Annotated in this window: 16 protein-coding genes and 1 pseudogene; 11 read left to right on the top strand and 6 right to left on the bottom strand. The window is 48.8% G+C overall.

The features are described 5' to 3' along the window. Together H6F50_RS02750 and H6F50_RS02755 are read left to right on the top strand one after the other, a co-directional pair. A partial coding sequence (locus H6F50_RS02750; protein ID WP_190426073.1) for an alpha/beta fold hydrolase occupies positions 1-780 on the top strand: 780 nt, incomplete at its 5' end. Positions 781-938: 158 nt separating this feature from the next. Further along, positions 939-1,961 (top strand): SDR family oxidoreductase, encoded by a 1,023-nt coding sequence (locus tag H6F50_RS02755; protein ID WP_190426076.1) that lies wholly within the window; start codon positions 939-941, stop codon positions 1,959-1,961. On the opposite strand, the gene H6F50_RS02760 is transcribed toward H6F50_RS02755, so the two are convergent. After that, a complete protein-coding gene (locus H6F50_RS02760) occupies positions 1,945-2,172 on the bottom strand; it encodes a hypothetical protein (protein WP_190426079.1) in 228 nt (75 codons plus the stop codon). The two genes, H6F50_RS02755 and H6F50_RS02760, sit on opposite strands and share 17 nt — an antisense overlap. A gap of 112 nt (positions 2,173-2,284) precedes the next feature. Beyond that, the gene (locus H6F50_RS02765) at positions 2,285-2,773 is read right to left on the bottom strand and encodes a DUF6335 family protein (protein ID WP_190426083.1); all 489 of its coding nucleotides are present in this window, start codon (positions 2,771-2,773) and stop codon (positions 2,285-2,287) included. A 508-nt stretch (positions 2,774-3,281) separates the two neighbouring features. Here H6F50_RS02765 and H6F50_RS02770 point away from each other — a divergent pair. Next, positions 3,282-4,292, top strand: coding sequence for an SDR family oxidoreductase (locus H6F50_RS02770; protein ID WP_190426085.1), 1,011 nt, complete (start codon positions 3,282-3,284; stop codon positions 4,290-4,292). 96 nt (positions 4,293-4,388) lie between these two features. On the opposite strand, the gene H6F50_RS02775 is transcribed toward H6F50_RS02770, so the two are convergent. The 3 genes from H6F50_RS02775 to H6F50_RS02785 all read right to left on the bottom strand — a co-directional run bounded on the left by H6F50_RS02775 (position 4,389) and on the right by H6F50_RS02785 (position 9,149). After that, the gene (locus H6F50_RS02775; RefSeq protein ID WP_190426087.1) at positions 4,389-5,519 is read right to left on the bottom strand and encodes a CO2 hydration protein; all 1,131 of its coding nucleotides are present in this window, start codon (positions 5,517-5,519) and stop codon (positions 4,389-4,391) included. Positions 5,520-5,675: 156 nt separating this feature from the next. Continuing rightward, the gene (locus H6F50_RS02780; protein WP_190412282.1) at positions 5,676-7,187 is read right to left on the bottom strand and encodes an NADH-quinone oxidoreductase subunit M; all 1,512 of its coding nucleotides are present in this window, start codon (positions 7,185-7,187) and stop codon (positions 5,676-5,678) included. Positions 7,188-7,277: 90 nt separating this feature from the next. After that, positions 7,278-9,149 carry an NAD(P)H-quinone oxidoreductase subunit F gene (locus tag H6F50_RS02785; protein ID WP_190426095.1) on the bottom strand — a complete coding sequence of 624 codons (1,872 nt, stop codon included), beginning with the start codon at positions 9,147-9,149 and terminating at the stop codon, positions 7,278-7,280. A 673-nt stretch (positions 9,150-9,822) separates the two neighbouring features. On the opposite strand from H6F50_RS02785, the gene H6F50_RS02790 reads away from it, so the two are divergent. The 8 genes from H6F50_RS02790 to H6F50_RS02825 all read left to right on the top strand — a co-directional run bounded on the left by H6F50_RS02790 (position 9,823) and on the right by H6F50_RS02825 (position 17,294). Beyond that, positions 9,823-10,131: a carbon dioxide-concentrating mechanism protein CcmK gene (locus H6F50_RS02790; protein WP_190412141.1), complete on the top strand. Its 309-nt coding sequence runs from the start codon at positions 9,823-9,825 to the stop codon at positions 10,129-10,131. A 132-nt stretch (positions 10,132-10,263) separates the two neighbouring features. Then, the gene (locus H6F50_RS02795; protein ID WP_190412142.1) at positions 10,264-10,605 is read left to right on the top strand and encodes a BMC domain-containing protein; all 342 of its coding nucleotides are present in this window, start codon (positions 10,264-10,266) and stop codon (positions 10,603-10,605) included. A 101-nt stretch (positions 10,606-10,706) separates the two neighbouring features. Continuing rightward, complete coding sequence (locus H6F50_RS02800) at positions 10,707-11,009, top strand: EutN/CcmL family microcompartment protein (RefSeq protein WP_190412143.1); 303 nt, start codon at positions 10,707-10,709, stop codon at positions 11,007-11,009. A 31-nt stretch (positions 11,010-11,040) separates the two neighbouring features. Continuing rightward, positions 11,041-13,068: a ribulose bisphosphate carboxylase small subunit gene (locus H6F50_RS02805; RefSeq protein ID WP_190426090.1), complete on the top strand. Its 2,028-nt coding sequence runs from the start codon at positions 11,041-11,043 to the stop codon at positions 13,066-13,068. A 29-nt stretch (positions 13,069-13,097) separates the two neighbouring features. Beyond that, a complete protein-coding gene (locus H6F50_RS02810) occupies positions 13,098-13,880 on the top strand; it encodes a carbon dioxide concentrating mechanism protein (RefSeq protein WP_242028873.1) in 783 nt (260 codons plus the stop codon). 102 nt (positions 13,881-13,982) lie between these two features. Further along, on the top strand, positions 13,983-14,747 hold the full coding sequence (locus tag H6F50_RS02815) for a BMC domain-containing protein (protein WP_347275941.1): 765 nt from the start codon (positions 13,983-13,985) through the stop codon (positions 14,745-14,747). A 296-nt stretch (positions 14,748-15,043) separates the two neighbouring features. Beyond that, a complete protein-coding gene (locus tag H6F50_RS02820) occupies positions 15,044-15,967 on the top strand; it encodes a LysR family transcriptional regulator (protein ID WP_190412145.1) in 924 nt (307 codons plus the stop codon). Between the two features lie 148 nt (positions 15,968-16,115). Then, positions 16,116-17,294: a leucine-rich repeat domain-containing protein gene (locus H6F50_RS02825; protein ID WP_190426092.1), complete on the top strand. Its 1,179-nt coding sequence runs from the start codon at positions 16,116-16,118 to the stop codon at positions 17,292-17,294. A gap of 46 nt (positions 17,295-17,340) precedes the next feature. On the opposite strand, the pseudogene H6F50_RS26870 reads toward H6F50_RS02825, so the two are convergent. Continuing rightward, a pseudogene (locus tag H6F50_RS26870) lies at positions 17,341-17,514 on the bottom strand (FAD-containing oxidoreductase); the annotation flags it as partial.

Genomic DNA, 17,514 nt, shown 5'->3' on the forward strand with positions numbered 1-17,514 from the left:
GGTCTACCGTTAGTGCTGCTACATGGAGATAGTGCCAGCGCTCTTGATTGGTCTTGGGTGCTTCCCAACCTGGGAGCTACCTATCGCGTCTATGCGCCGGACTTTCCCGGTTTCGGTGATAGTGCCAAACCATCCCTTGAGTACACGCCAGAGTTTCTTAAGCAGTTCTTGGTCGATTTTCTTGACGCGCTGGGAATTGAGCGGGCGGTGCTAGTGGGCAACTCCCTAGGCGGTCAAGTTGCGTTACGCTTTGCCCTATCCCGTCCCGAACAAGTCGCAGCTTTGGTGCTGGTAGATAGTTCCGGACTTGGTTACGCAGTCACCCCGTTACTGTCCCAGTTAACTTTACCTGGGTATGGGGATGTGATGATCGTTGGGTGCCAAACGCCTCCTGGTGCTAAGATGCGCTCTTGGTTACGGGCGACGCTGTTTTTCGCTCACCCCGCGCAGGCTCCCGCTGTGTGGATAGCAGAGCAAGAGCGAATGTCTCAGATGCCCGGTTTTCTTCAAGCTACTCTGACCTCGCTGCGCGCCCAACTGAATGTATTCGGACAGCATCAAGTATTTCTCGACTCTCTAGGGCAGTTACCGATGCCGACTCTTGTCGTGTGGGGGACGGAGGATGTGGTTCTGCCGAAAGAGCAAGCTCACGACGCGGTTAGCCGCCTAAAGCAAGGACACCTCGCCTTAATCCCCGATTGCGGTCACTTACCCCATGTCGAACGCCCGGAAATGTTCAGTGCCCAGTTGAGCCAGTTTCTCGCTGGAGTAGGTGCTTAGACAACTGTCAACCCTGCGGCTGATGTAGGCACGCTTGCTCTGGCTTATTTATTGGGTAGAAGTTGAACTCGTAGATTTCAATTAAATCAAACGTTTGTAGATTGACTTCACCTCCACGGGTGAAGAATTTTTAATGAGGACTTTAAGGAGTAGCATTGATGCAACTGAAGCCAATTAATCAGCAGGTCGTTGCAGTCGTGGGAGCGAGCAGCGGCATCGGGCGGGAAACAGCCCTCCAATTTGCCAAGAAAGGGGCAAAGGTGGTAGTTTCCGCTCGCAGTGAATCAAAGCTAGCATCCTTGGTAGAAGAGATTCGGGGCTTTGGTGGTGAGGCAACTGCTATCGTCGCCGATGTGACAGTATTCGAGCAGGTGAAAGCGATCGCAGACCGTACTGTAGAGGTGTACGGACGACTCGATACCTGGGTACATTGCCCCGCGATTGCCGTCTATGCCGCCTTCGATAAGACAACACCCGAAGAGTTTAAGCGCGTTATTGATGTCGGATTGGTCGGGCAGGCATACGGTGCGATGGCGGCGCTTCCCCATCTCAAGCGTGAGGGGCGAGGGGCGCTGATCCATCTCTCTTCCGTCTTGGGCAGGCGAAGTCTCCCGCTTCAGAGTTCCTACTGCACGGCAAAGCACGGTATGGAGGGATTCATCGAAGCCCTGCGCGTCGAACTGCAACATGAGAAAATCCCCATCAGCGTCACGAGTGTCAAACCCGCCGCCGTCAACACACCTCTGTACAACAATGCGCTCACCAGGCTAGGTGTGAAGCCAGCCAGCCTACCGCCTTTCTACGAACCCAGCTTGGTCGCTGACGCGGTTCTCTACGTTGCTGAACATCCAACTCGTGACTTCCTGGTTGGGGATGCGGCTAGAACGCTAGATTTGCTTCAACGGCTTTCGCCTGGACTGGTAGATGCCATATTGCAGCGTGTTGCCTTTAAACTCCAGCGCACCGACGAGCCAAAGTCAGACGATGCGCCAAGCAATCTTTATGAATCTATCCCAGCCCATGACCGAGTTAAGGGAGATTTTAGCAACTTAGCGATACCGAGCCTTACCGACTGGCTGGATAAAAATCCCGCTTTCAAGTGGGGCGCGATCGCAAGTGTTGTTGTACTCGGAGCGATCGCCCTGCGAACCCTGCCAACAGAAGTCACTCTCCCTCACTAGCTGCTGTTGAGCGTTCGGCATCTTCAGTCTCTTCCTGGTAGTCCGTTGCTTCTGCTTCTTCCGACAGTGGCGAAATAATTAGCGGGTTGCTTGCCGAATCGCCTAAATTAACATAGGCATCTGGAGCTGGCATCGATGGTGTATCTGGTGTATCAATGTTTCCAGTGATTTCTAGGTCTATTGGTTTGGTGTCGGGATCTGGGGTTGCCATAAACTGCTCTTAGTTAGGATTAATCTAGATTGATAATTTTTTTCTGGGAGTTCCCTGATTGCAAGGGTTTACTGGAATCTCACTGAAAATGCGATCGCGCTCCACACAATACTCAATGCTCCGGATAATCTTCCGCAGACATGGGGTCTAACTCCCATCGACCAGCGTCGCGTGACTCCAAAATCTCGTTTGTCTGAAGAGATACGCCGTCGTCATAATCAAGCCCAACAGCAACTCCCAGTTCGTCAACAACATTCTGATCCGGAGTAGCAACAGTTCCCCCTACTGCTTCGTCACCAACCGCTTCCGCCTGATCCCAACGAGCATCGATATCACCGCCGGTTAGTTCTGGGCCAGCCGATGTGTACTGCTCCATGCGATCGCGCATGGTTCGCCCACCAATTTCTAGCCCTGGCTCTTGGGCAACACCCGTTCCCAAGGATTCAGTAATTGCCTGGGGTAAATCTGAAATAATTGGTTCGCCAGTATCTTCTACGGGGATATCTGAAACTAGGTCAGTATCTTCAATGGGTATATCTGAAAGATTTCCTTGTTTGCGTGTATTGCCTTCGTTGTCTGCTTTTCTAGTTTTATCAGCCATAATGCTTTATGTGAATCCTGCGAATACCTATAAATGCAACATATCTAAAGATGAGACTAGCAAAATCCACAAATAGGATGAAAATTTATTATTCCTGCAAATAAAAAACTTTATTCATCGTGAATTTAAAGCTCTATGTATCTACGGGCACTTCGTAGCTTAATGCTAAACCATGCTTTGGGTAGAAGTTGAGTGAAGGCATAGTAATTATTCTGCTTAGAAGCACATAAATTTGTCTGAATAGTTATCAGTAGATTGAGCAAGCGCTCGCGGCTTACAATATGCCCCTTTTAACTGATGAGGAATCAGGCAAGATCCTAATTTTTGATTTTTACAATATCCAGAGCGCTTTTAACTCTGCTTAAGTACAATGTTTGTTTCTCTATTGCTTAGTATGATGTAATTATTGAAAAGTTGATTTTGTAGATTCCAATTAAACCAAACGTTCTAGAAAAGCTTTACCTTTAAGGTGAATTTTTTTGCATAAAAACTTTAAGGAGTAGCATTAATGCAACTAAAACCAATCAATCAGCAGGTTGTTGCCGTCGTTGGGGCGAGCAGCGGCATCGGGCGCGAGACAGCCCTTCAGTTCGCCAAGAAAGGGGCAAAGTTAGTTGTCTCAGCTCGTAGTGAGTCGAAGCTAGCATCCTTGATGGACGAGATTCGTAGCCTTGGTGGTGAAGTAACGGCTCTGGTAGCTGATGTGTCAGAATTCGAGCAGGTGAAGGCGATCGCAGATCGTACCGTAGAGGTATACGGGCGGCTCGATACCTGGGTACACCTCCCTGCCGTGGGCATCTTTGCCACATTCGACAACACCACACCAGAAGAGTTTAAGCGCGTTATTGATGTTAGCTTGATGGGGCAGGTATACGGTGCAATGGCGGCGCTACCCCATCTCAAGCGAGAGGGACGGGGGGCGCTAATCCACATTTCTTCAATGGAGGGCGTGCGAAGTCTCCCTTATCAAAGTGCATACTCCGCAGCCAAGCATGGGATTGAGGGATTCCTCGAAGCAATGCGCGTCGAGCTACAACATGAGGGCATCCCCATCAGCGTGACGAGTGTAAAACCAGCGGTCATCAATACACCTTTTTGGAACAATGGTCTCACCAAGCTAGGCGTGAAGCCGTCAGGGATACCGCCCTATTACGACCCTAGGCTGGTCGTAGACGCAATCCTCCATGTTGCCGAACATCCCACTCGTGATTACTTAGTTGGGGATGCAGCGAGAGCGCTAGATGCACTACAGCGGCTCTCGCCGGAACTGGCAGATACCTTGTTGCTACTCATCGGCTTCCAAGCCCAACGAACCAATGAGCCGAAGTCCCCAAGCGATCGCAACAACCTTTATGAGCCTGTCCTCGACGATACTAGAGTGGATGGAGATTTTAGCAATCTGGTGATACCGAGCTTTACTGACTGGCTGGCTAAGAATCCGGCTCTCCAGTTGGGTGCGATCGCTAGTACCGTTGCCTTAGCTTTGCTCGCGACACAAGTTTTCAAAAACGAAGAGTGAATTGAGTGCTGTGTCGATCGTGTTTTAAATATCTGTAAGGGCATGAAACTACCATGCCCCTACTTCTCAAATCAACATTAACCAGTAATCGACTCTTTAAACATTCACGTCATTTAAGCGCGAGGTGATAAACCGATCCATCCATTTCGCTAAATAAGCTTGATTCGCTGCTTGCTCAGAGGGATCGGTGGTGTCAATGGGGTGGGGTGCCAGTCCCAAAATTGCAGCAGTCGTCACGCAAAACATCGACTTTTGGAAACTGATGCAAATTTGCACCCGCAAATCATCTTCTCCCCGAAGGCTGCGACGGTATAACTCGTATAAATATTCGGGTATAAAATGACGCATATCTTGCATCAGTTGCGTCGGTGGAATTCCAGCACCGCCAACCGGCAGTGGATCGGCATAGAGAGCGCCGTATTCAAATCTACTTTGATCGGGAGAAATTTGCTGAGCCTGGGCATTATAGGAAACCGTTCCTAAGAAAGGCGTCCCTCTAAAGAAAATCGTTTCCACATAGGGCACAGCGACATCAGGTAAAAAGGTTAACCCAGCTGATTTGGGAATGATGTCATAAACCTTGTCTTGAATTTTTACTGAGTAAGTAATTGGCGAAGCCGCCGCTGCGACCAAACCCGCCAGGATATGTTCTACCACATCAGGGATTGATTTGATTTCTCCTCGGTCATAGCGGTCAGATAAGGTGAGAAACATTTCGCTCATCACCTCCCAGAATTGACCGAGAGCGCTGTAATAAACTTGCTGACGGACTTGTTCGAGCAAAAACTCTGGAAACAGTTTGTCCAGACCTCTAATGGGCAAGTTTGTTTTAATTTTGGCTTCGATTGCGGTTCTCGCGTGCTGGTAGAACTCCGGTGAATCTAAGTAAGCATCCATACTACCGCCACCGTGCCATAGCATCACCTTCATCACGTACTCGGCGTACTCATAATTAATCCGGTCGTGCCACCAATGGCGCAGCAACTTCTTAAAAGTAATCTCGCCATTGAAGTATTTAAAGAAGGGAAACAGCACTAAGAATTGATGATCGGCAATGTAGAGGAGATTTTTATAATAAGCATCCAGGACGATTCCATAGCTTTTGAGAATGCCGACAACTTCTAATACATTCTCTGGCGTATCCTCAAGTAAAGCTTTTCCAGATTGCAGCCGGTTAATATACGCGGCTAGAGGGTGATTTGAGAATTTTAAAGCGGTGCTTGGCATGAGACTTATTCGTAACCGTAAAATGTGTATGAAAAAATTAAAAGAGGAAATATTTTCAGAACTGCCTGCTGATTGACTCCCCCGACTCCTTCCCTAAGAGGGGAGAGGAGTCATTTTCCCGCTTCCCTGGTCGGGAAGAAGGTTGGGGTATTCGGTCTATTCGGTTTTGATATCCACCGATTTAGCAATCGGAGAAACTTCCGCGACCATACTCGATCGGTTGAGCATGGCTGTCATCGTGGATTCACTCCAACGCACCATCCAGTTAGGCTGTATTCCCAGGATGACAATCAGAACTGCTAAAAGCATCGCCGGGTAGCGATCGCTCCACTGGACGGGTGGCAAATTCATAGCTTTTTCAGACAGGCGTCCGAAAAAGGCGCGGTTAACCAAAAGCAAAAAGTACACGGCGGTTAAACCTGTTCCCACCAGACACAGGAGGGTTTGAACCGGAAACACGGGGAAACTGCCCCGGAATACCAAAAATTCTGAAATAAAACCTACCATGCCGGGAATCCCGGAACTTGCCATGACCCCTACTATCATCAAGCTACCAATTAGGGGCAAGCCGCGTTCTGGATTGAGCAAACCCTTGAGAGTTTCTATATCGCGGGTGCCTGTCTTGTTGTAAACGACACCTACCACCAGAAACAGGAGCGATGAAATTAAGCCGTGGGCAATCATTTGGAAGACGGCTCCCATCAGGCTTAGGGGGGTGGCGGCGGCGGCGGCTAATAGGATGTAACTCATGTGAGCAATGGAGCTATAAGCCACCATTTTTTTCATATCTTTTTGAGCGATCGCATTGAATGCACCATACAACGCGCTCACGACCGCCCAAGTCGCCAACCAAGGTGCCACAACCGCCCACGCTTCGGGAAACAAACCCAATCCAAACCGCAGTAACCCATAGGTTCCTAACTTCAACAACACACCAGCCAACAGGACGGAAACGGGCGTTGAGGCTTCTACGTGAGCATCCGGCAACCAGGTGTGGAAGGGAACTAAAGGAATTTTGATGCCAAAGCCTACCAAAATTCCTGCCAACAGCAGAAATTGTGTTCCCAAGGGTAGGGACAGGGCATACAATTTTTCAAATTCAAACGTCGAGGCACCACTGAGTAGCACTAACCCAAAGAAAGATGCCAAAATTAGAATTCCAGAGACTGCCGTATAAATAAGAAACTTTGTGGCTGCGTAGCCTCGCCGTTGTCCTCCCCAGATAGCAATCAACAGATATAGCGGAATTAGTTCTACCTCATAAAAGAGGAAAAACAACAGCAAATCCTGCGCTAAAAAGGCACCAGAGACAGCCCCATTCAACAATAAAATTAGAGCGTAATAGAACCGAGGTCTCTGAATAGAGTCATTCGTGCTGTAAAGCGCTATTCCTGTTAAAAGACTATTTAAAACGAGCAAAGGCAAAGACAAGCCATCCACACCGAGATGGTAGGTCAATCCTAAGGTGTCAATCCAAGGGATAAACTCAGAAAACTGTAACAGTCCCTCTGTATATTGAAACTGGCTCACTAGGAAAATAGACCAGATAAAGACACCACTAATAACAGCCAGAGCCACTTTCCGGGGGACTTGCGGGTTCATGGTTCCGGGCAGAAACCCGATTATCGCAGCGCCTATTACCGGCAACCAAATCAAAGCACTGAGCATACTAGGGAACGGGTAATTTTTAATTGGTAGTTGGTAGTTGGTCGTAAGGGTAAGAGGGAATGGATTGGGGATTCCATTACCCATTCCCTCTTACCAATTACCTAAGGACAACTCGGAACTCAAAACACTTAAAATGGGCCAGAGTATGAGAATGCTTAAAACGCTTAATCCTACGAGGATGGTGAGTAAATAAAACTGGGACTGACCTGTAGCGTTGTACTTTAAGCTTTGCCCGCTGAAAATTGTGGCAACGCCAACCAAGTTAACGAATCCATCTACTACATAGCGATCGATCCAAGCATTTAACCGCGAAAGTCGGTCAACTGCAAAAACCACACTCACGCGGTAAAGTCGGTCAATATAAAAGTCGTAGGCGAACAAGTCTTGCAGAAATCTGAAGGGAATCCGAACGGATCTAGACCAAGTTCTGGGTAGATAAATCACGCTTCCTAGAACTGTGCCAATTAAGCCGGAAACCACCAGTAGCAACAACGCTTGTTGGTTGAGATATTCCCAATCAGGCAGCAGTGACAAGCGCTGCATCATCACAGGGACGAGCAGTGTGACTACGATCAAAGACACCATCGGCACAGCCATCGGCCAAGGAACCTCTGGTGCCCTGCGAGTTTTTGCCTGGGGTTCGCCTAAGAAAACCAGACGAAACACGCGAGTTAAATTTACGGCGGTCAGGCAGTTAACTAAGAGCAAGACTGCTACCAGCCAGGGTTGGTTTGTGAAAAAGTCATCAATCCCCAGGCGCAGTGCCCAAAAGCCTCCCAAGGGCAGGAGTCCGACTAATCCAGCGCTGCCGACCAAAAAGGCAGTGGTGGTTGCTGGCATCCGCGACCAGAGACCGCCCATTTCGGTAAGGTTTTGGTTGTTGGTGGTGATGATGATGGAACCGATACTCATGAACAATAACGCTTTGGCGATCGCGTGGGCAAACAGCAACATCAGGGCAAAACCCGTCCATTGCAACCCGACGGCGATAAACACCAAACCCAAGTAAGCGCTGGTGGAATGGGATAAAGCTCGTTTAATATCAATTTGCGCGATCGCCACCAACGAAGCACCAATCGCCGTCATTGTGCCAATCGCCACCAAGGTCGCCGAAGCCACCGGGGAAAGGATTAAGATTGGCTGGAGTTTAATCAGCACATAAGCACCACAAGCCACCACGACCGAGTTTCGCAAGATTGAAGCCGGGTTAGGCCCTTCCATCGCCTCATCTAGCCAAAGATGCAGCGGGAATTGGGCACATTTTCCCACCGGCCCAGCAATCAATGCCAATCCTAATAACGTGGATGTTAATGGCGATAAGGTAGCCGTTTCCGCCCACTCATATAAATCGGGAAAATCCAAGGTTCCTGCTACAGTCGATAGCGCTACCACCCCCATCAATAGCAAGATGTCTCCCACCCGCTTGGTTAGGAAGGCATCTCGCGCGGCTGTCACCACTAGCGGCTGAGCATACCAGAACCCTACCAGTAAATAGGTGGAAAGGGTCAGCACTTCCAACAAGGCATAGGTGAGAAACAAAGAGTCGCTAATGGCTAAGCCACTCATCGCCCCTTCAAAAAATCCCATCAAGGCAAAGAAGCGAGCTAATGCCCAGTCTTTCTCCATATACCCCAAGGCAAACAGTTGCGCCAGGAGGCTTAAGCCCGTCACTAGCTCCATTGCCCCAACACTTACGGCTGAGATATCCAAAGCAACGGTCAGATCTAAATCTGCCACCTGTAGCCAATGGAATACAAGCTTTATCGGCTCTTGGTTCCAGGTACTTCTGAAGACAATCGTGCCGTGTACAAACGCCAAGATAGTCATCAACAGGTTAAAGTAAGCTGCTGGGCGTGGGCCTGTCCGACGAATAAATCCAGTTGACCACGGCAGGGTAAGAACTGCCCCCAGTAATCCATAGAAAGGCACCCACCAACTTGTCTGGGTGAGAAACTCTGTCATATTAGGAAAGCCCTTGCTATTTTCTTCATCAATCGACTTGCTCACCAAGAGGCACTCGGAAGTAGTTCCCAGGCAAACTATGGCGATCTTGTAAACGTCAGATTAATAGGTTTATTTTTTTTTCAGTATGACGTTTTTTTGCTGTAAATTAACACTTGAGAACTCCAAAAATTATTTATACTCATCTTGAACTCTCCTCATAGCTATTAAAAACATCGGTATGTTTACCTACTATACCTGTGTTTATAAAGCAAATTTGAAAAATTTATACCTTGAAAAGCTTTAGCTTATTAGTGTCTAATTTTGACACGGACTAAGCCCTAGGAAAGTCTTCATTTTTTTTTGAAAATCCCCCCCAGTGCGGTTTACAGGAGATAATCCTGTAGACTATTCAAAAGTAATAAAGAAATTATAAAACATAAGGAAGCATTCCAGAAACGGATAAGCTTTTATTGAACAGAAACGCCATTTTGACGACCGTTAAGTTTTCTTAAACTCTTTAATATAAAAATATCATAATAGTTTATATTGTCAAGTAAGCCTCGCTTCTCTATGCTTAATGATGCGAGGCTAAGCGATAGTTCTTGAGATGAAAGAATGGGTGTCCTCGTCCAAATTTTACAAGAAGTACAAATTAAGGCGAGTGTAGGTCCCACTAGGTAGGAGATAATAAATGCCAATTGCGGTTGGAATGATTGAGACCAAGGGCTTTCCAGCGATTGTAGAAGCTGCGGATGCGATGGTTAAAGCGGCTCGAGTTACACTGGTAGGCTATGAAAAAATTGGCAGTGCCCGGGTAACGGTAATTGTTCGGGGGGATGTGTCTGAGGTGCAGGCGTCAGTATCCGCCGGAGTGGATGCAGCCAAGCGCGTGAATGGCGGAGAAGTTCTGTCCACTCACATCATTGCGCGTCCTCATGAGAACCTGGAGTATGTGCTACCGATTCGATACACGGAAGTTGTCGAACAGTTCCGGACGTAAGGAGGGTGAAGACGCCAGCAGCGCTCCGGTGGCGGTGTTCCCTTAGATATTTTTAGGTCGCGTCTCAACTCGAAACCCCGAAAAGTCCAAATTTTCAAGTCAAAACACTTAAATTAAGCGAAGGAAGAACTGATGGCAATTGCAGTTGGAATGATTGAAACACTAGGCTTTCCTGCCGTTGTGGAAGCTGCGGATGCGATGGTAAAAGCTGCCCGCGTCACGCTAGTGGGTTATGAAAAAATTGGCAGCGGTCGCGTCACCGTGATCGTTCGGGGAGATGTCTCGGAAGTACAGGCTTCTGTATCGGCGGGCGTTGATTCCGTAAAGCGAGTGAATGGCGGTCAAGTACTGTCCACTCACATTATTGCGCGTCCCCACGAGAACCTGGAGTACGTTCTGCCCATTCGTTACACGGAAGCTGTTGAACAATTCCGGGAAAGTGTTAGTGGCATTCGTCCTTTCAATAGGCCGTAAGATTAGGTCATGGGTAAGGGGTAATGGGTCATCGGTAATGGGAAAAGACCTTTTTCCCAATTACCAATTACCTTGTTTCCTTTTTTCCCCAATTACCGATCATGCAAATTGCCAAAGTTCGTGGCACGGTTGTTAGCACCCATAAAGAGCCTGGCCTTCGAGGCGTCAAGCTATTGCTGTTGCAATTCATTGATGAAGAGGGGCAGATCCTACCCCAATACGAGGTAGCTGGCGATCAGGTAGGCGCTGGTATAGATGAGTGGGTTTTGGTCAGCCGTGGGAGTGCTGCCCGGATTGTAGATGGCAGCGAAAAGCGTCCTCTCGATGCGATGGTGGTGGCGATTATTGACACGGTCAGTGTAGACAATCGCCTCCTGTACAGCAAGAAAGAACAATATCGTTAGTTACTTTGTTCAGTTAGTGAGGTTTAGAGATATGGCAGCCCGCAGCTTTGCGGCTCCCCCGACCCCTTGGTCAAAAAGTTTGGCGGAACCGAAGATTGACGCAAGCGCTTACGTGCATTCTTTTTCCAACATTATTGGAGATGTGCGGATTGGCCCTCAGGTGTTAATTGCACCGGGAACTTCGATCCGAGCTGATGAAGGAGCGCCATTCTACATCGGCGAAGGCACGAATATCCAAGATGGTGTCGTGGTTCACGGTTTGGAACAAGGTCGAGTCGTTGGGGATGACAATCAGGAATACTCGGTGTGGGTCGGGAAGAATGCTTCCTTAACCCATATGTCTTTGATTCACGGCCCGGCTTATGTCGGGGATAATTGCTTTATTGGCTTCCGCTCTACGGTATTTAACGCTAGGGTGGGCAAAGGCTGCATTGTGATGATGCACGCCTTGATTCAGGATGTAGAGATTCCTCCAGGAAAGTATGTACCTTCGGGAGCGGTGATTACCAATCAGCAGCAAGCTGACCGCCTATCGGATGTGCAAGCACAAGATACCGACTTTAGCCGTCATGTCGTTGGGATTAATGAGGCACTAAGAGCTGGCTATCTGTGTGCTGGAGATACTGCGTGTATTACACCTATTCGGGATGAGATGAGTCAACCCAACCAAGGTGGGCGCGATCGCCGTGCAGCTACACCAGCTTCGACGAGTGCCTCTTTTAGCGGTGACTTGGCACAACAAGTGCAAAGCCTGCTGAATCAAGGCTACAAGATTAGTACCGAATATGCGAACGAACGCCGCTTCCGCACCAGTTCCTGGACGAGTGGGAAAGCAATCGAAGCTCGGTCGGCATCGGAAGCGATCGCAGCTTTAGAAGCAATCGTAGCCGAACACCCAGGGGAATACGTGCGCTTAATTGGCATTGACTCCAAAGCCAAGCGACGGGTGCTAGAGCAAATTATCCAACGTCCCGACGGGCAGGCACCCACACAAGCCAAAGCAACTAAAACTGCTAACACTAAATCTAATAACGGTAGCACCCAATCACCCGCTAACACCGCTAGCTTCCAGGGTGGGGACTTGGCACAACAAGTGCAAAGCCTGCTGAATCAAGGCTACAAGATTAGTACCGAATATGCGAACGAACGCCGCTTCCGCACCAGTTCCTGGACAAGTGGGAAAGCAATCGAAGCTCGGTCAGCCTCGGAAGCGATCGCAGCGTTAGAAGCGATCGTAGCCGAACACCCAGGGGAATACGTGCGCTTGATTGGCATTGACTCTAAAGCCAAGCGACGGGTGCTAGAGCAAATTATCCAACGTCCCGGCGGGCAGGCACCCACACAAGCCAAAGCAACTAAAACTGCTAACACTAAATCTAACAACGGTAGCGCTCAATCACCGGCTAACACCGCTAGCGTACAGCTCGGCGGCGACTTGGCACAACAAGTGCAAAGCCTGCTGAATCAAGGCTACAAGATTAGTACCGAATATGCGAACGAACGCCGCTTCCGTACCAGTTCCTGGACGAGTGGTAAGGCAATCGAAGCTCGGTCAGCGTCAGAAGCGATCGCAGCGTTAGAAGCGATCGTAGCCGAACACCCAGGGGAATACGTGCGCTTGATTGGCATTGACTCTAAAGCCAAGCGACGGGTGCTAGAGCAAATTATCCAACGTCCCGACGGCGCACCTACGGCGAAGGGTGCCAACACTGCCCCAGGCAATAGTTCAACAGCTAAGAGTTCAACAGCTAGCGCTCCGCAGATTGAAAACAGTTCTCTGTTAAATTCAGAAGCGATTGAGCAGGTGCGAAATATATTGGCTCAAGGCTACAAGATTGGCACGGAACACGCCGATGAGCGCCGCTTCCGCACCAGTTCTTGGCACACTTGCTCTCCGATTGAAACAAATCGGGAAGTAGAAGCGATCGCTGCTTTGGAAGCTTGCATGGCTAGCCACGCCGGAGAGTACGTGCGCTTCTTTGGAATTGACCCCAAAGCCAAGCGTCGCGTCAACAAACCGTTGCTGATTCAACAGCCAGCGAAGAGCGGTAGCCGCTAGAACAAGGATGAAGAATGTAAGGATGAAGAATGAAAAATTTCATTCTTCATCCTTTAGCAGGGATGAAGGGTAAAAAAGAAAAATTCAATTCTTGTTCCTTCAGCCAAAAGTTATTTCGCCACTCCTTACTTTCTAGCCCCATGCACTTGCCGCTACTGCCGCCACTTGGCAACTCTCAAGTTTATGTGAAAGGGGATGTAAGCATTGATGACGGTGCTGCGATCGCTCCGGGAGCAATCCTGCAAGCAGCTCCAGACAGTAAAATTATCATTGCTGCGGGTGTCTGCATCGGCATGGGAACCATTCTTCATGCCTACGAAGGCACCATAGAAGTGGAAACAGGGGCAGTATTGGGAGCTGGCGTCCTTGTCGTCGGCAAAAGCAAGATTGGTGCGAATGCCTGCATCGGTTCCACGACGACGGTTTTTAACAGTAACGTGGAGTCTTGGCAAGTCGTGCCACCGGGTTCTCTGTTCGGAGATAACACTCGTCAAATTGCCGATACTCCAACTGCTGACACTCTAACTGCCGACGCCCCAACTGCCGCTTCCAGCGAGGCTGTTTTAGATCCGCAAGTCAACCAAGAGGACGTCCCCGCAGCATCCACTGGCGAGGAAACTCAAAATGGGCAAGCGATCGCTTCTACTCTCTCCACATCCAGCAGCGAAGACACCCCGAACGAGCTAACGCCGTCATCTCCAACCGCTGGGACTCCAGTCTATGGACAAGCGAACCTCAATCGGCTGCTGACGACTTTGTTTCCTCACTATAAATCCGCCAACCACCCCCCCAAAGACACTCAAAGTTCATAGTTTTGACTTTTGGCAGTTATCAGCACTAGCAATTATCAACTAATCTGTGACTGTGGGCATACTAAAGTTAGGCGCAAGAATAGTTTCTCTGGGAGGTCATCGGTGGAGGTACAACAGCCAGGACTGGCTCGATTTGAGCGGCAAAGTCAATCCAAAAGCTTTAAAGACACTGCTTTGGGCATGGTTTCGACTCAGAGTTTCCCTGCGATCATCGGCTGTGCCGATATGATGCTGAAGTCCGCTGGGGTAACGCTCATCGGGTTTGAGAAAATTGGTAGTGGTTACTGTACTGCGATTGTCCGAGGTGGCATTGCCGATGTCCGTTTAGCCGTCGAAGCGGGTGCCCAGACTGCCGAACAGTTTGGTCAGTATATTTCCTCTTCGGTGATTCCTCGCCCCCTGCCAAATTTGGAAGTCATTTTTCCGCTTGGGAAACACTTATCCCAACTTACCGATAACAACGGTTACAGCCGTCTCAGCAATCAAGCAGTTGGTTTATTAGAAACGCGGGGCTTTCCGGCGATGGTTGGAGCTTGTGACGCCATGCTCAAAGCAGCAGAAGTGTATCTGTCTTCCTACGAAACGATTGGCGGTGGTTTATGTACCGCGATTATTCGGGGTTCCGTGGCAGATGTCGCCGTGGCTGTCGAAGCGGGGATGCAAGAAGCCGAGAGGATTGGGGAATTTAATTCTTTAATGGTGATTCCTCGACCGTTGGACGACCTGGAGCAATGCCTGCCTGCGGCGGCTTGTTGGATAGAGGAGAAACCCCAACCCCTGAAATTGCCAGTCGCTATCAAGGAACAGGAAAAACAGCTGGTGGAATTGCCAGATTTAGCCAAGTTACCAATTCAGGTTCAAGAATAATTTAAATCTTAGATTGTGAATGTAGCACTCAGTAGAGAGGCTGAAAATTTCAGCCATAGGGAAAGCGTTGCACATTTATGACTCTGATGTTCGGGGGAAATCAGCCTGCAAAACACAGGATGAAAATGAATGATAACTTCCCAAACCAAGCATCAAGTAAATGTACAACGCCTTTAGGAAGGAAGACTGTTACTTTGTTCAGTGATTCAATCATAACCTTGAATCTTCATGGATAAAAGGTATTATTTGCGATAGGTACAATAGAGTTTTATCTATAACTGGCAGGAGAAGGGCGTTTGAAGCAGGCAACGCTACACCAGTTGAAGGTTTTTGAGGTGGTTGCTCGCCACGGGAGCTTTACCCGTGCGGCAGAAGAACTATTTCTCACCCAGCCTACTGTCTCTATGCAGGTGAAGCAACTCACCAAGGCTGTTGGGACACCGCTGTTTGAGCAGGTGGGCAAGCGCCTTTATCTTACAGACGCCGGACGCGAACTGATGGTAACGTGCCGGGAAGTCTTCGAGCGATTAGCTCAATTTGAGATGACTCTGGCTGAAATGAAAGGGCTGAAACAGGGAAATTTGCGGCTGAGTGTGATTACAACCACGAAGTATTTTATCCCGCGTTTATTAGGGCCATTTTGCCAGCGTTATCCGGGAATTGATATCGCCCTCCAGGTGACGAATCACGAGCGGATTCTGAGCCGTATGAGCGAGAATCTAGACGATTTGTATATTCTGAGCCAAATACCAGATCATCTGGATATCCGCTGCCACCCGTTTCTAGAAAACCCGTTGGTGGTGTTGGCACCTATCAATCATCCACTGGCTCAGCAAAAAAATATCCCTCTCTCTAGTCTGACGGGTGAGCCGTTTATTATGCGCGAGGCAGGATCGGGGACGCGCTCATCGGTGCAAAATTTATTCGAGCGGCATGAGGTTGCGGTGAAAGTCCGGTTGGAGTTGGGGAGTAATGAAGCGATCAAGCAAGCGATCGCAGGTGGCTTAGGGATCTCTGTCTTATCTCGCCACACCCTAGGGCTGGATGGTGTCAGCAGCGAACTCACTATCCTCGATGTGGAGGGCTTTCCCATCAGCCGTCATTGGTATATCGCTTATCCGGCTGGCAAACAACTCTCCGTTGTCGCTCGCACGTTTTTTGATTATCTCTTGGAAGAAGCGAAGCGAATTGCGGGGGAGACACCGGCAAGTAGTAATTAGATTTTTCAGGAAGCGTTTGCTGTGGAGACTTAGTTGGAATTAAGCCGGTGATAGGTGTATAGAGACACGAATTGCTGAAGTATTGGCGCAGCTTCAGTTATAGGCGACCCAATTGAGCCTATCCAATGCCGCTTAGGTAAAGGATGAAATGATGTCGCAGATGGAAGAAGTTCGACAGCTAATTCTAAATTCTTTAGATGAAACAGAACTCTCTCTGGGAGGCAAACAGCTCGCATCTCTACCAGCAGAAATTGGGCAATTGCATTCTTTGACAAAACTCAATCTGAGTGGCAACCAACTGGCATCCTTGCCAGCAGAGATTGGGCAACTACATTCTTTGACATATCTCAATCTGAGCTTAAACCAGCTTGCATCCTTGCCAGCAGAGATTGGGCAACTACATTCTTTGACAAAACTCAATCTGAGCTTAAACCAGCTTGCATCCTTGCCAGCAGAGATTGGGCAACTGCATTCCTTGACATATCTCAATCTGAGCTTAAACCAGCTTGCATCCCTACCAGCAAAAATTGGGCAACTGCATTCTTTGACATATCTCGATTTGAAGTACAACCAACTGGCATCCTTGCCAGCAGAAATTGGGCAATTGCATTCCTTGACATATCTCTATCTGGAAGGCAACCAGCTTGCATCCCTACCAGAAAAAATTGGGCAACTGCATTCCTTGAGAGAGCTAGATTTGGGTGACAACCAGTTCGCATCCCTGCCACCAGAGATCGGGCAACTGCATTCCTTGACATATCTCAATCTGAGCTTCAACCAACTGGCATCCCTGCCAGCAGAAATTGGGCAACTACATTCTTTGACAAAACTCTATCTGAGTTCCAACCAGTTCGCATCCCTGCCACCAGAGATCGGGCAACTACATTCCTTGACATATCTCAATCTGAGTGACAATTCCATTCAAGATTTATCGCTGTTAGCCAACCATCCCAATCCAGAACTGACGGTTTATTGTTTTCATGTTAAGCTTCCTCGCCGCTATTGGACGCACCTGAACCAGTGGCAAGCCCAATGGCTGCTGACAGAACCCAATGCGGAAGTCCGGCGAGTGTTGATTCAGCAGATTGGTTGCGATCGCATTTGTCAGGAGTTGGCGACGCAAACAATCGATACCTGGCGCGAATACACCCTGCTCAAAATTAATGCAGATATTGATGTCGAACCCATCCATCTGCTGAAAATGACCTGTCCCAGCACAAACCACCTTCACGTCCTGCGCGTTCCACCCACCCTCACGTCAGCCAGAGAGGCGATTCGCTGGGTAAACTGGGACGTTGACCCAGAAGCATTTGCCGTCGAAACCTAAATCGACTCCTACATGGGAAATTTGCACTTGAACGTGAAATTAACAGCTATCTCGTCCAAGCCAACCAATTAGAAAATAACTTCTTCACAAACGGCGTCAAACGAGTGCGGTTATAAGCATCTGCTGCCTTGCGAATCGCTTCGGCTTGCGTGGGATAGGGGTGAATAACCGTGGCAAGTGTTTTCAAGCCAACATTTCCTACCATCGCCAAGGTGACTTC

Origin of the sequence: Coleofasciculus sp. FACHB-712, assembly GCF_014695635.1 — a bacterium.
Taxonomy (GTDB): Bacteria; Cyanobacteriota; Cyanobacteriia; order Cyanobacteriales; family FACHB-T130; genus FACHB-T130.